This window comes from Pseudomonas sp. TYF_14 (genome assembly GCF_043105275.1).
Taxonomy (GTDB): Bacteria; Pseudomonadota; Gammaproteobacteria; order Pseudomonadales; family Pseudomonadaceae; genus Aquipseudomonas; species Aquipseudomonas alloputida.
Window position 1 is genome coordinate 58,506 of the sequence record NZ_JBICLK010000082.1, and the last position, 12,121, is coordinate 70,626.

The following is a 12,121-nucleotide window of genomic DNA, read 5'->3' on the forward strand; positions in this document are numbered from 1 at the left end:
GGCCTTCCTGGGACAACTTCAGGCGGGCCCTAGTCATTGCAGAGGTTCCAACAGATGAGGCTCTTTCTCGATTGTGAGTTCACTCAGCTCACCGCGCAGGCAAAGCTGATCTCCCTGGCGTTGGTCGCCGAGGATCGCCGGGAATTCTACGTGGAAGTGGTCGACGCGTGGCGAGAAGAAGACTGCAGTGAGTTCGTGAAGGAGATCGTACTGCCGCAGTTGTGGGGCGGTGAGTACGCCATGCCAATCATCGAGGCCAGAGCGGCGCTCCTGCGGTTCCAGGCAACCTACGAAGAAGAGCTCGAGATTGTCACTGACGCACCTGCCTACGACTGGGAGCTGTTTTGCGAGCTCGCCTATCACGATGGGAAATGGCCCCAGAACGTCAGGAATTTCCCCACTGATGCCACGACCCTGACCGCGACGAACGATGGGGAAGAACTGCCTCACCATGCCCTGCTGGACGCCAGGATCATCGCAAGCATGTTCACATGCTATAGCGTAACCAGCTCACGCTCAATGGATGGCCTGAGGTGCTCAGGCATATTGTTGCGGACGTAGAAGTCGACCGGCACGCCCACCATGGCTTGGAGCTCAACCTCGAGCTCTGCGATGTCGAACAAGGAAATCTTGCCGGCCATTGCTGAAGGGATGGTGGCGAGCAGATCGAGGTCACTCCCTTCGTGATCATCGCCTCGAGCTGCAGAGCCGAAGAGTTTTGGCTCAATGAAACCATAGGCCTCGATCAGGCGCCGGATGTCCCTTTCCTTGCCTCGTATCGCGTCAGTGGGCTTCATATATGGTAAGTCGCGAGCAAAGTACAGATTCCGCACCTTGCGACAATGGATCGATCAGGTAGGCCATCTGTTAATGACCTTTCTCAGCAGGCCCGCCGAGGGCGTGCAATTGATAGTCGGTGACTGCCTGAAAACGATGCTCAGCCATCAACCGAAGGCGCTCCAGCTCCGCTCCAATCACCCCTTCAGCCTGGGCTCGGTGGTACAGCTTGAGTGCTTCCACAGCCTCTGTGTACAGGGGGTGGTCGGGCATGAGCACCTTGCTCAGATCTCTTTTCACGATCTCTCCCTTTCGCCATGGCTAGCCCACTCGCTGTCATGCCAGCATGGCGCAAACCAAGCAACGTTAGCCAAGGAAGGATAGCTGCCCCACAATGGCGGTGCCGTATTTCACCTGCGATTTGTGATAACACTCAGCGTGGTTGCGATGAACAAGAACGCGCTACTGGCAATGAAGGTAGCCTGATAACCCATCCCGTCGTACAGCACCCCGCCTGCAGTTGCACCAGCAGTGATCGCCAACTGAATAACCGCGACCATCAAGCCACCACCGGCTTCTGCATTGTGCGGCAGCGCTTTGGCCAACCAAGTGAACCACCCAACAGGCGCACAGGTCGCAACCAGCCCCCACAGCCCCAACAATGCGGCGACCGGAACCACCCAGCTACCAACCGCGATCACGGCAAATGCGGTGGCAGTCATGATCAACGGTATGCCTATCAAAATCCTATTCAGGTTTCGGCTAACGAAGGAGCCGACCAACATGGTGCCCACCAATCCTGCCACACCGATGATCAAGAGCAGGAGCGAGAGCGTGGGCACATCGACATGCGTGACCGTTTCCAGGAAGGGTCGCAGATATGTGAATAGTGTGAACTGCCCCATGAAGAGAAACGCTACTGCAGCCATGCCGAGAGCGACTTTGCTGTCTCCCAGCAAACGCAAGGAGCCGGTGGCCGATACTTGAGTCCGCTCACTCGGCATGGCCGGCAGTGTGAATGCTTGCCAGATCAACGCCAATGCGGCCAATGGCACGACGCAAAAAAATGCCCCTCTCCAGCCAATCATGCCGCCTAGGTAGCTTCCAACTGGCGCTGCGATTGCCGTGGCCAACGCTGTACCGCCCTGCATAACGGCAATGGCCTTCGGAACGAGCGCTTCAGGTGCGATGCGCATCATTACTGCAGTGGACATCGACCAATAACCACCAATGGCAATCCCAAGTACGGCGCGCCCTACCATCAAGGTGAGGTAGTTCGGAGCAAAGGCCACCATCCCACCCGAAACCAGCATGAGCGCCGTTGTGGCCAGCAGGACAGGCTTGCGGTCGATCCCCTGAGTCATGGTGACCAGCAATAGGCTGGTGATCACAGCAAAGAATCCCGAGATGGAAATGGCCTGCCCAGCCTGGCCCTCTGTCAGAGACAACTCGGATGCAATCGGCGTGAGCAAGCTCACCGGGAGGAACTCAGACGCCACTAAAGCGAATGCGCAGAGTGACATCGCCAGAACAGCGCTCCAGACCTGACGACTTGAGTGTTGAAGGGATATTGCCGGGCTGCTCATGGTGGTTCTCGTTGTACCAATTTCAAAAGACGCGGGTGCCCAAGCCCAGCGTGCGTCAGCTGAGCCTGATAAACGACATCAGTTACTTGAGGTTTTCGCGGAAGAAAGTCGTCAGCTTGCTGAAGGGGATCAGCTCGACGCGGTCGTACAGATCCACATGGCCAGCACCTGGGACGATCACCAGTTCCTTGGGTTTACCGGCAAGGCGATACGCCTCTTCACTGAACTCACGGGAATGAGCCTCCTCTCCTGCGATAAACAACATCGGACGAGGCGAGATCGTCTCGATGTCATTGAACGGATAGAAGTTCATGAACCTGACATTGCTGGTCAGCGTGGGGTGCGTCGTCAGAAGCGGCGACATTCCTTTGGGGGTGAACTCCCCACGTGGTGTGCGGTAGAAGTCGTAAAACTCCCGCTCAATGGCGTTAGCGCTCTCGGTCAGCTGATGAACCGTGCCACTGGTGTACTGAGTTTCACCACCAGCAAACTCGACATCACGCTGTGCTGCTGCTTCGGCGATTGCCTTCTTGCGCTGCTCGACTGTGACACCATGCTTGAGTCCATTGCGGTTGGCGGCCCCCATGTCGTACATGCTGACCGTGGCAATCGCTTTCATGCGTGGATCAATTTTCGCAGCACTGATGGCGAAGCTGCCGCTTCCACAGATACCCAGCACGCCAATACGGCTCCGATCAACGAAACCTTGGGCACTGAGATAGTCGACCGCCGCACTGAAGTCTTCGGCATAGATGTCCGGCGACACCAGATTGCGTGGACGCCCGTCACTTTCACCCCAGAACGACAGATCAATGGCCAGGGTCACGAAGCCCTGCTCTGCCAGCTTTTGGGCATAAAGGTTCGAGCTTTGCTCCTTTACCGCACCCATCGGGTGTCCAACGATGATTGCGGGATGCTTAGCATTCACGCTCTGTTTTTTCGGCAGATACAGATTCCCGACAGTGGTCATCTGGAACTGGTTCTTGAAGGTGACGCGCTCGAGTGAAACCTGCTCACTCTGATAGAAATTGTTGGCCCCATGGGACATATTGGCGGCTCCCGCAGTGAGTGAACTGGCCATCAAGGCAAACGTAATCAACAAAGACTTCATGCACATCTTCCTGTCTGCTCGAAATGGAAGGGATGTGAGAGGACATCGCTCGCGGACGCTAGGGTCATCCCACCTGCCACCCATGTTCCTCGCGTGAACCAGCACATCAGTAGAGCAAACCGTTAGTTTTCTTGCCCAATTGTCCAGACGTGACTGACTGGGCATGGACACTGAAAGCGACGCGCGAGTAGTGTTTTCGCTACACGCTGATCGGAACGCTCACCATGCCCGCAACCGCACTGCCGCCTTCACGCACGAACCCAAGGGCCACACTGTGTAGGATCATCGGTGCCCACGCGCCCACCGCTGGAGATTTCGCGACAAGCATTGCAGGCCTAAGCGTCTATCGACGCAACGCACCAGCCCCACCGATTACGTGCATTGTCGAACCAAGCATCGTTTTGGTTGCGCAAGGGGCAAAGGAAATGGTTATCGGCGGTGACGTATTCCCATACGACACGACTCGTTTTCTGGTTACATCACTAAACATTCCCGCCAACTCTGCGGTGACTGTGGCCAGCGAGGAAGCCCCCTGTCTTGGCTTGGTATTCAAGCTCGATTTGCGCACACTGGCCGAATTGATCGCGCAAGATGGTCGCCCTCCTGCGAGCGGTCAGTCCTTTTACACCAGCGCTGGAGTTGGTGGACTGGGCCAGAAGCTATTGGAGAGCTTCACCCGGCTGATTGAGCTGTTGGAGGAGCCCGATGCGATCCCGGTACTCTGGCCCTTGATTCAGCGAGAGATACATTATCGGTTACTGCTAAGTGACCAAGCCCCTCTCCTGCGCTATATCGCCTCCGTTGGCAGCAAGGGTCATAGAATCGCAAAGGCCATCGACTGGATGAAGCTCAACTACGCCGAGCCTCTGCGGGTGGACGAGCTCGCCTCTAAGGTACAGATGGGCCTCTCCACATTCCATCAGCACTTCCGGCAGCTCACCGCAATGAGTCCACTGCAGTACCAGAAATGGTTGAGGTTGAACGAGGCAAAACGCTTGATGCTCAACGAACACCTCGATGCAGCGACCGCCGCATTCAAGGTCGGCTACGAAAGTCCATCGCAGTTCAGCCGTGAGTACGGGCGCCAGTTCGGCACGCCTCCAAAGCGCGATATTGCGGAGCTGCGTTTAGGTGCGGAGAGGTCAGCTGCCTCCACGCCTAACGTGCCCTGATCCTCAGCCTTCAAAACGTCGCCCAAACCAGGATGCAAGGAGATGCAATGAGAAGGAGCACACCCGACAAGCTTTTACCTCTAACCTACAAGGCCGCTCATTATCGATGGTCTAGCCTGCAGTACCTCGCTTGGGTGAGTGGGCTAATGGCACTTGGTTTAGCTCACGCAGTTTCGGCCAGCGCATCTGATTCTCAAACGGCGAAATCTGGCGAAGCGAAAGCTCAACAGGAGATACCCCACATGCAGATGTCAGTAGGCGAGCGGCATTACAAAATCAGGTTGGCTGACACTGAGGCAGCTCGTGCCTTCTCCGCGTTGATACCCCTGACGCTTGAAATGGCCGATCTCAACAGTAACGAAAAGTATGTCGATCTCGCGGTACCACTCCCCAAGGATGCGAGCTTTCCAGGAACGATCAAGGCAGGCGACGTCATGCTGTATGGATCGCAGACCCTAGTGGTATTCTACAAGACATTCAAAACGCCATACTCTTACACCCGTATCGGAAACATTGAAACCCCCGACGCCCTGATGCAGATGCTTGGCGGTGACGTTATCCGAGTCGAATTTTCCCAGCACTGAAAGCCGGCTGGACATCTGACATCACGCAACCTCTTACTCGCTTCGGAGTGCTTCAAGAACAACCCTGAAAGCAGCGGTTTGCTGCCGGCGCGTGGGGTAGTAAAGGTGATAACCAGGGAAGAGCTCCGACCACTCAGCCAATACCTCTTCGAGGGCACCGCTGCCGATATGCTCCTGAGCGTGTACATCGGTCACCTGGGCCAAACCCACCCCTGCCAGACAGGCATCCAGTATTTGCAACGAACTGTTCATGATCAGGGGCCCTTGCACCCGGACGCGAAACTCGCTGCCATCGTGGGTGAACTCCCAAGGATAAAGGCCGCCGTGCGTAGGCAACCGCAGGTTGATGCACCTGTGGGCCATCAACTCCTCGGGGCGGCGGGGTACTCCATACCGCTTCAAGTAGGCGGGTGAGGCTACGGTAACCATCCGCATGGGAGGCCCAATGGGCACAGCCACCATATCTGCATCGATGATGCCGCCCAAACGTACACCCGCATCGAATCGCTCGGCAACGATGTCAGTCAGGCCGTAATCGGTCATCAATTCAATCGTGACATCCGGGTAGGACTCGATCACCAGCTGTAGTTTCGGCCATAGAACATGGCGGGCGGCGAACTCATCGGCTGTGATCCGCACCGTCCCTGAGGGGTATTGCCCGAACTCGGTCAGGCCATTCAGGTGACCATCGATCTGATCCAATAGCGGCGCGATATCTTGAAGCAGTTTCTCCCCTGCCTCCGTTCGCGTAACACTCCTAGTGGTGCGGGTGAGGAGGCGAACACCGAGACGTTCCTCGAGCCCCCTTACTGTCTGGCTAACGGCTGAAGGTGACACACCCAATCGTGCCGCTGCCCGGGTGAAATTACTCTCCCTGGCTACGGTCACAAAGACCACCAGATCGCTCAGATTGCCTGATTTCATTGTTAAGCTCAGCTTCAAACCGATTTCTTGATTTTGCTAATACTCGAATTAAAGCGCGGTCGCTACAGTTGTCTCAATCACATTTTTGGGAGGCTGAAACAATATGGCGGACAACAACCTTTCCAGCGCGGCCATGCAAGTCCACCGTGCAGGCTCGGCCAATGCGATCCAAGGGCCTGCTGAATGGTTCACGGGGCAAGTACGCATCGACCGCGTCTTCACAGCGCCTGCCCCCGCTCGAGTTGGCGTTGCAGTGGTTAACTTCGAGCCAGGTGCTCGTACCCACTGGCACACTCATCCTTTGGGCCAAGCCTTGCTGGTTACCGAGGGGGTGGGCTGGACGCAATGTGAAGATGGCCCGAAGACCGAGATCCGCGTAGGCGATCTGATCTGGTGCAACTGCGGACGCCGACACTGGCATGGCGCGACCGATACTACGGCTATGCAGCATGTCGCGATCAATGAATATATGGATGGCAAGGCCGTAGATTGGCTGGAGCCAGTGACTGACGTTGTCTTCCTGAGTGGCTCGGTGGAAAAAGGCTGAGCTGAGGTCTCGTGCTACCCAAGATCTCTGACCATGAGGGTATCCAACATGAATGCTCACTCCATTACAGCTGCGATATGCATCTCTGCTTTGCAACTCGCATCGAGCGAAGCAGCTGAAACCCCCTCACCCCGCCAACAGGAAATAACCAGAGCGGGTAAACAGGCCTCTATGGTTGGCCCCTCTCAATTCTTCACCGGTGCCGTGAGAATTGATCCGGTGTGGCCTGCGAACTCGGGTATTAGCGCCTCGGGTAGCTTCGTGACATTCGAGCCGGGGGCACGTTCCGCATGGCATACCCATCCTGCCGGCCAGCGGCTGGTGGTCACTTCGGGGGTTGGCCTGACTCAACAATGGGGAGGCCTTATCCAGGAACTTCGTCCTGGGGATGTCGTGTGGTGCCCGCCAGGCATTAAGCATTGGCATGGAGCTGCCCCCACAACGAGCATGACGCACCTGGCTGTTACAGCTACAGCTGAAGGTAATAATGTCCATTGGATGGAGAAAGTGACCGATGAACAATACAGCGGGCCGCGTGCTCAGTAAGTGTATCAATGCCGGAATAGCAACCACATTCATGATCGGACTAGGCGCTACAGAGATGGCCTCGTCTGATCCAATCGGAACGCGCAATGTCATGAGCCACCCCATTTCATCCCAATCAAATTCCAAGTTGCTGAGCGAGGAACAACAAGCGGTTGTCGTCGCAGCCGCGCTTGCTGCCATTGGTGACCTGCCCCGCTTGAACACTGTTCTGGATCAGGCATTGGATTTGAAACTGACCGTCAGCGAACTGCGTGAGGTACTTGTACAACTCTACGCCTATGCCGGCTTCCCCCGATCTCTGAACGCGCTGACGGAGCTGATGCAGGTGCTGGAATCACGCAAACAGCGCGGCATCGTTGACGATCCAGGTCTCGAACCTAGCCGTCCAATACCTCAAGGTGACGCCCTGCTGGCCGCAGGTACCGCTAACCAGACGAAGTTGTCGGGTTCACCGGTTGAGGGGCCCTTGTTCGATTTTGCCCCGATAGCTAACCAATACCTCCGCACTCACCTATTTGGTGACATATTCGAACGAGACACCTTGGATTGGAAGACGCGTGAGCTGGCCACAGTGGGAATGCTTTCCACGCTTGCGGGAGTCGAGCCACAGCTTCAGGCGCACATGCGAATCAGCACAAATACAGGAGTCACGATTTCGCAGCTACGCCATCTCTGTCAAACCTTGAGTGACCGTGTGGACACTCAGTCCGGTGATCGAGCCGCAAATGCTCTAGAAAAACACCTGGCAAGCACTGCCAAGGGATGATTAGCCGTGGACAGATGATCAACTGTGGCATGCTCTGGTTAATTGAAAGTGCCCTCCAGTTCCACGCCGATCTGGAGCAGTGGCTCTGGGCCAAAGTGATCGACGGCAATCTCCCAAAGCTGGCGCTCCTGTTAGAGGGATAGGCGCACTCACGCTCGGCCAATCTTGATGGACTACCTACCCAGTCGCTGACCCAGGTTCTCTCCCCGATGGGGTCGGGATGGCAACACGTCTTCTCAGTCGAAGATATCCAGATACGCCGAGTAGTTAAGCAACCCAGAAACGGCGCTTCAGCAATCAGGTAGGCCTCATATCGGAGCCGGCTCACGAGGTTTGGCCTTTACTGTGCTGCCGAAGTTCGCCAGGCGCGCCTTCCTCAAACAAGATAGTTTGCAGGTTGTGAAGTGTGGGAACCCTGTGGTGGACACGCTCTGGCTCATCTACAGATCAGAGTGACCTCTGTCGTCCAGAACCAGGCGAGTCATTGATCAGATGCAACAACACACTGAATGTAACTAATTGCCGCATTTAAGTTCCAAGATCCGGTTAAAAGCTCAGGCCCTTTGCAGCATCGACCAGTCCATTTAACCAATCCTGATGGCCGTTGATCATAGGGTTCGGCTGGGCCTTTGCAAGCTCCTGTGCAGGCTTTCCGATCTGGGTCTCTTGGGTGAGTATCCGAACTCGGCCACCCTCTAAGTTTTCAATAAGCCACGCGTGGTGGACATCCAGCCTATCTTCGCCCTCCCCTGCCCAACCATGCCAAGCAATACGACCAGGATGATCCTCGGATGGGGCGTCGAACTCGTTGCATTGCGCCTCGACAGGAAAGCCGAAGGTCTCAAAGTAAAACCGGACACCATTCACGAGCTCCGGGCCGGCATGATCGTAGATGCGGATGTTGGCAGAATTCGAGTAATAGGTCGGCCAGCACGAAGGACATGCCAACAGCGGCCAGATGTCCTCCGCTCTCAACCCAGCAACGATGACTTCATTCGAAGCGAAATTATCAGTGAAACCAGGTAGATAGCCTTCCGGCCAAATGATCTCATGCATGGTTAGGTTCCCTCTTGGAATGTGGATGGAGGGATGATCGATGCCGAGGTAAAATAACGCCAATCGTCATTTATTATCCCGGGCATCATGAAATCTGATATCAGAAATTTTGACCTCAATTTGCTCAAGGCGCTGGACGCGCTTTTGGACGAACGTAGTGTCACCAAGGCAGCTGATCGCTTGTCATTAACTCAACCTGCGGTAAGCGGCATGCTCAATCGCCTCAGGGATAGTTTTGACGACCCTCTATTCATCAGGGCACAGCGCGGCATAGTGCCAACGCTGCGGGCTCAGCAGTTGGCCGCCCCGATCAAGCAGCTAATCAGTGACATGGAAGCTCTGCTGCAACAAGAGGCCTTCAATCCCACGACCAGCAAAATGTTCGTGACAGTCGCTGCGACTGACTACGCTCTTCGGGCGGTCGTAGTGCCCTTCCTGAGCGCACTCCGAAAGCAGGCTCCAAACATCCGGGTTGCAGTTCGTGCGGTAGACCTAGCCAGCTTGCCAACTCAATTGGAGCAGGGCGAGATCGACATAGCCCTAGTCACACCAGAGATGATCCCGCCAGGAGCGTTATCACAGCGCCTTTTCGATGAACGCTACGTTTGCCTGATGAGTGCAACCCATCCTGATGCCCAACCGGCTACGCTGTCACTTGATCGCTTCTGTGAGCTAGACCATGTGCTAGTTTCGCCAGCGGGAGGTTCTTTCAGCGGAGTGACTGATGAAGCGCTGTCAACAATTAATCGCCGACGCAGAGTCTGCATCTCAGTCTCCAGCTTCCTCATACTCCCTGAGTTGCTCAGCACCTGTAATCTGATCGCTGTAGTACCAGAGCGGCTGACTCCAGCGGATGAAACACTTGTCGTGAGAGAGCCGCCAGTCGATATTCCTGGGTTTACCAAAGCTATGATTTGGCATGGGAGAACGGAGCGAGATGAAGGACAACGATGGGTGCGATCAATTCTATTTGAATCATCTCAGCACCGCTGCTTATGACTATGACCGAGGGTTCAGCATTTCACTGCAAGAGCAAACTGAAAACTAAATAGCCAGGGCGCTTGTGCTCAAGGAGTGTAGACATCCAGCCATTACACGCGGAAGCTTAAGCGGTGTAATGGCGGACGCCCAATCCAAGATCTACAGGTTTACTGCATTTTCCTGTAATTCATAACGCTTCCGCGCTTTCCTCTCGCTAAAAGCAACGATAAAAGCTAGTACGTTAAAACTTGACGGGCTCTCTTGTCTTCCAAAGCGACAGCAATACACCGCCAATCAGAAGACCAATTGTAACGCTCAGAGAAATCTCTGCGGGTACCTTGCCCACGATATCGTGAAGGAAAATCTTCGTACCTATGAAGACAAGCACCAAGGCCAAGGCATACTTAAGATAAGCGAAGCGGCTTATCATCGCCGCCAGCGCAAAATACAGCGCCCGCAATCCGAGTATGGCAAAAATGTTAGAGGTATAGACAATGAAGGGATCCTGAGTGATAGCAAAGATTGCGGGAACGCTATCAACAGCGAAGACCAAGTCAGCACACTCAATAAGAATCAAAGCAAGAAATAGCGGTGTTACCCATAACACCTTTTTACCTGAGTCATTGGGCAGCCGCACCAAGAAATTCTGACCATGCAATTCCTTGGTTATGGGCAAATGACTACGGAGATACTTGACGAACCGGTTATTCTCCAGATCAGGCGCATGATCCACACGAGCGAATAGCATCTTTATCCCAGTGAAAACCAAGAAAGCTCCGAAAAAGTAAAGTATCCAGCTGAACTGCGCAATGAGCGCGGCCCCCAGGCCTATCATAATGGCCCTCAAGACGATGACTCCCATAATCCCCCAGAACAGCACTCTATGCTGAAACTCTCTAGGGATGGCCAGGAAGCTAAATATTAATGCGATAACGAATACGTTATCCATCGACAGGGACTTCTCAATCAGGAAACCAGTCACATAGTCCATACTTGCGTCGCTGCCTTTCTGGAAGTAAACCCAAACAGCGAACAGTAGGCCCATGCTGATGTAACCAGCTGACAGCAGCAAGCTCTCTTTGACGCCAATCTCTCGATTCCCTCGATGGAGAACCCCTAAGTCAAGCGCTAGCAGAGTTAAAACCACAGCAAAAAAGGAAAGCCAGAGCCACAGATCAGTGCCCAGGACATCCTGAGAGAGATACGCATTTAGGGCAGTCATGAGCCCCTCCTATATAGTCGTAGTTCAACAACTATGACTCCGACATGGCGGCTAATTAACCGTCAGAGGGGCCCGGCGTCACACGTTAAGATTTTATCCAATCAAACAACCTTGCAAGAGGAAAAATTTTACCAATTATTTCTCCAGCATACTCGGCATTGGATCATCCCGAGCTGCCGAATTGCACATCAAAGGTCACTCAATGATGGGCTGCAAAACCCGCCAAGAGCTAGACCGATTAGTTAGCAAGCGCTTCTGATAACCGAAAGCCCTAAAAGCCGTCACGCACAGGGCTGACCTAGTCTAGGTGGTACCGCCTCAATGGTTGCCCAGCCGCTGCCATCGGGATAATGAGCTCAATCAAAAAAATACAGTACAAGCGCACCAATTAGCAAACACACACTTGCGACTATGGTTAAACGTACTCGCATAGGCCAGTACCACCCAGGCAAAATATTGACCAATTTACGATCTTGCCAAAGATGCCCAATGAAACCACAAGCTAATACCAAGCTGCCCCATGACACAGGTAACAACATGCTAACCCAACCGATGAGGGCTGGAATAACACTCCACACTAGCCTCTCCTGTCGTCCATTTGCAGACAACTCCTGTAACGTCATAGCGAACCCCCAATGCAAGGCCCCGACAAAACTCAGTATCACAGCCCCATAGCCCACCAAAGCAACAGATAGTGAATCTCGGTAATCAGTCGCTAAACAAATCAGCAGTGCCGCGCCAACGAACGGCAGCAAGCCACTATAGCCAAGGACTTTAAAACGACTTGGAGATAACGTATTGAAAACTGCACTCATGGGCACGTCCTTCATATGCGGCTAGAGGTCATAT

Annotated in this window: 15 protein-coding genes; 7 read left to right on the forward strand and 8 right to left on the reverse strand. The window is 54.4% G+C overall.

Going from position 1 to position 12,121, the window contains the following annotated elements; all coding sequences use genetic code 11:
• The first annotated feature begins 54 nt into the window (after positions 1 to 54).
• Complete coding sequence (locus ACF8O8_RS22045) at positions 55 to 561, forward strand: hypothetical protein (protein WP_392510479.1); 507 nt, start codon at positions 55 to 57, stop codon at positions 559 to 561.
• On the opposite strand, the gene ACF8O8_RS22050 is transcribed toward ACF8O8_RS22045, so the two are convergent.
• The 4 genes from ACF8O8_RS22050 to ACF8O8_RS22065 all read right to left on the reverse strand — a co-directional run bounded on the left by ACF8O8_RS22050 (position 495) and on the right by ACF8O8_RS22065 (position 3,474).
• On the reverse strand, positions 495 to 797 hold the full coding sequence (locus ACF8O8_RS22050; RefSeq protein WP_392510480.1) for a nucleotidyltransferase family protein: 303 nt from the start codon (positions 795 to 797) through the stop codon (positions 495 to 497). The genes ACF8O8_RS22045 and ACF8O8_RS22050 overlap by 67 nt on opposite strands.
• 70 nt (positions 798 to 867) lie before the next feature.
• Complete coding sequence (locus ACF8O8_RS22055; protein WP_392510481.1) at positions 868 to 1,077, reverse strand: hypothetical protein; 210 nt, start codon at positions 1,075 to 1,077, stop codon at positions 868 to 870.
• Positions 1,078 to 1,187: 110 nt separating this feature from the next.
• Positions 1,188 to 2,363 carry an MFS transporter gene (locus ACF8O8_RS22060; RefSeq protein ID WP_392510482.1) on the reverse strand — a complete coding sequence of 392 codons (1,176 nt, stop codon included), beginning with the start codon at positions 2,361 to 2,363 and terminating at the stop codon, positions 1,188 to 1,190.
• Positions 2,364 to 2,445: 82 nt separating this feature from the next.
• The gene (locus ACF8O8_RS22065; RefSeq protein WP_392510483.1) at positions 2,446 to 3,474 is read right to left on the reverse strand and encodes an alpha/beta hydrolase; all 1,029 of its coding nucleotides are present in this window, start codon (positions 3,472 to 3,474) and stop codon (positions 2,446 to 2,448) included.
• A gap of 224 nt (positions 3,475 to 3,698) precedes the next feature.
• Between ACF8O8_RS22065 and ACF8O8_RS22070 the strand changes: the two genes are divergently transcribed.
• On the forward strand, positions 3,699 to 4,646 hold the full coding sequence (locus ACF8O8_RS22070) for an AraC family transcriptional regulator N-terminal domain-containing protein (RefSeq protein WP_392510484.1): 948 nt from the start codon (positions 3,699 to 3,701) through the stop codon (positions 4,644 to 4,646).
• A 242-nt stretch (positions 4,647 to 4,888) separates the two neighbouring features.
• Entirely contained in the window at positions 4,889 to 5,230 is a 342-nt protein-coding gene (locus tag ACF8O8_RS22075) for a cyclophilin-like fold protein (protein ID WP_025752875.1), read from the forward strand.
• Positions 5,231 to 5,263: 33 nt separating this feature from the next.
• Here ACF8O8_RS22075 and ACF8O8_RS22080 read toward each other — a convergent pair whose 3' ends face one another.
• On the reverse strand, positions 5,264 to 6,154 hold the full coding sequence (locus tag ACF8O8_RS22080) for a LysR family transcriptional regulator (RefSeq protein ID WP_183674054.1): 891 nt from the start codon (positions 6,152 to 6,154) through the stop codon (positions 5,264 to 5,266).
• A gap of 103 nt (positions 6,155 to 6,257) precedes the next feature.
• Here ACF8O8_RS22080 and ACF8O8_RS22085 point away from each other — a divergent pair, with 103 nt between their 5' ends.
• The 3 genes from ACF8O8_RS22085 (at position 6,258) to ACF8O8_RS22095 (ending at position 8,013) form a co-directional block, all read left to right on the forward strand.
• Entirely contained in the window at positions 6,258 to 6,701 is a 444-nt protein-coding gene (locus ACF8O8_RS22085) for a cupin domain-containing protein (protein ID WP_016501708.1), read from the forward strand.
• 171 nt (positions 6,702 to 6,872) lie between these two features.
• Positions 6,873 to 7,247 carry a cupin domain-containing protein gene (locus ACF8O8_RS22090; protein WP_016501709.1) on the forward strand — a complete coding sequence of 125 codons (375 nt, stop codon included), beginning with the start codon at positions 6,873 to 6,875 and terminating at the stop codon, positions 7,245 to 7,247.
• Positions 7,216 to 8,013: a carboxymuconolactone decarboxylase family protein gene (locus ACF8O8_RS22095; protein ID WP_392510485.1), complete on the forward strand. Its 798-nt coding sequence runs from the start codon at positions 7,216 to 7,218 to the stop codon at positions 8,011 to 8,013. The genes ACF8O8_RS22090 and ACF8O8_RS22095 overlap by 32 nt, the downstream gene beginning before the upstream one ends.
• Positions 8,014 to 8,559: 546 nt before the next feature.
• On the opposite strand, the gene ACF8O8_RS22100 is transcribed toward ACF8O8_RS22095, so the two are convergent.
• Entirely contained in the window at positions 8,560 to 9,069 is a 510-nt protein-coding gene (locus ACF8O8_RS22100; protein ID WP_392510486.1) for an SRPBCC domain-containing protein, read from the reverse strand.
• A gap of 87 nt (positions 9,070 to 9,156) precedes the next feature.
• Here ACF8O8_RS22100 and ACF8O8_RS22105 point away from each other — a divergent pair, with 87 nt between their 5' ends.
• Entirely contained in the window at positions 9,157 to 10,068 is a 912-nt protein-coding gene (locus tag ACF8O8_RS22105; RefSeq protein WP_392510487.1) for a LysR family transcriptional regulator, read from the forward strand.
• Positions 10,069 to 10,291: 223 nt separating this feature from the next.
• Here ACF8O8_RS22105 and ACF8O8_RS22110 read toward each other — a convergent pair whose 3' ends face one another.
• Together ACF8O8_RS22110 and ACF8O8_RS22115 are read right to left on the reverse strand one after the other, a co-directional pair.
• Complete coding sequence (locus tag ACF8O8_RS22110) at positions 10,292 to 11,272, reverse strand: TerC family protein (RefSeq protein WP_021782226.1); 981 nt, start codon at positions 11,270 to 11,272, stop codon at positions 10,292 to 10,294.
• A gap of 356 nt (positions 11,273 to 11,628) precedes the next feature.
• Positions 11,629 to 12,087, reverse strand: coding sequence for a DUF3429 domain-containing protein (locus ACF8O8_RS22115; protein ID WP_392510488.1), 459 nt, complete (start codon positions 12,085 to 12,087; stop codon positions 11,629 to 11,631).
• Positions 12,088 to 12,121 lie beyond the last annotated feature (34 nt).

Bases quoted from the DNA above. Each gene is read 5' to 3' on its own strand.
- ACF8O8_RS22085 (WP_016501708.1), top strand. From the start codon at position 6,258: ATGGCGGACAACAACCTTTCCAGCGCGGCCATGCAAGTCCACCGTGCA.
- ACF8O8_RS22045 (WP_392510479.1), top strand. From the start codon at position 55: ATGAGGCTCTTTCTCGATTGTGAGTTCACTCAGCTCACCGCGCAGGCA.
- ACF8O8_RS22100 (WP_392510486.1), bottom strand. From the start codon at position 9,069: ATGCATGAGATCATTTGGCCGGAAGGCTATCTACCTGGTTTCACTGAT.
- ACF8O8_RS22065 (WP_392510483.1), bottom strand. From the start codon at position 3,474: ATGAAGTCTTTGTTGATTACGTTTGCCTTGATGGCCAGTTCACTCACT.
- ACF8O8_RS22095 (WP_392510485.1), top strand. From the start codon at position 7,216: ATGAACAATACAGCGGGCCGCGTGCTCAGTAAGTGTATCAATGCCGGA.
- ACF8O8_RS22075 (WP_025752875.1), top strand. From the start codon at position 4,889: ATGCAGATGTCAGTAGGCGAGCGGCATTACAAAATCAGGTTGGCTGAC.
- ACF8O8_RS22090 (WP_016501709.1), top strand. From the start codon at position 6,873: ATGGTTGGCCCCTCTCAATTCTTCACCGGTGCCGTGAGAATTGATCCG.
- ACF8O8_RS22110 (WP_021782226.1), bottom strand. From the start codon at position 11,272: ATGACTGCCCTAAATGCGTATCTCTCTCAGGATGTCCTGGGCACTGAT.
- ACF8O8_RS22080 (WP_183674054.1), bottom strand. From the start codon at position 6,154: ATGAAATCAGGCAATCTGAGCGATCTGGTGGTCTTTGTGACCGTAGCC.
- ACF8O8_RS22060 (WP_392510482.1), bottom strand. From the start codon at position 2,363: ATGAGCAGCCCGGCAATATCCCTTCAACACTCAAGTCGTCAGGTCTGG.
- ACF8O8_RS22050 (WP_392510480.1), bottom strand. From the start codon at position 797: ATGAAGCCCACTGACGCGATACGAGGCAAGGAAAGGGACATCCGGCGC.
- ACF8O8_RS22115 (WP_392510488.1), bottom strand. From the start codon at position 12,087: ATGAGTGCAGTTTTCAATACGTTATCTCCAAGTCGTTTTAAAGTCCTT.
- ACF8O8_RS22105 (WP_392510487.1), top strand. From the start codon at position 9,157: ATGAAATCTGATATCAGAAATTTTGACCTCAATTTGCTCAAGGCGCTG.
- ACF8O8_RS22070 (WP_392510484.1), top strand. From the start codon at position 3,699: ATGCCCGCAACCGCACTGCCGCCTTCACGCACGAACCCAAGGGCCACA.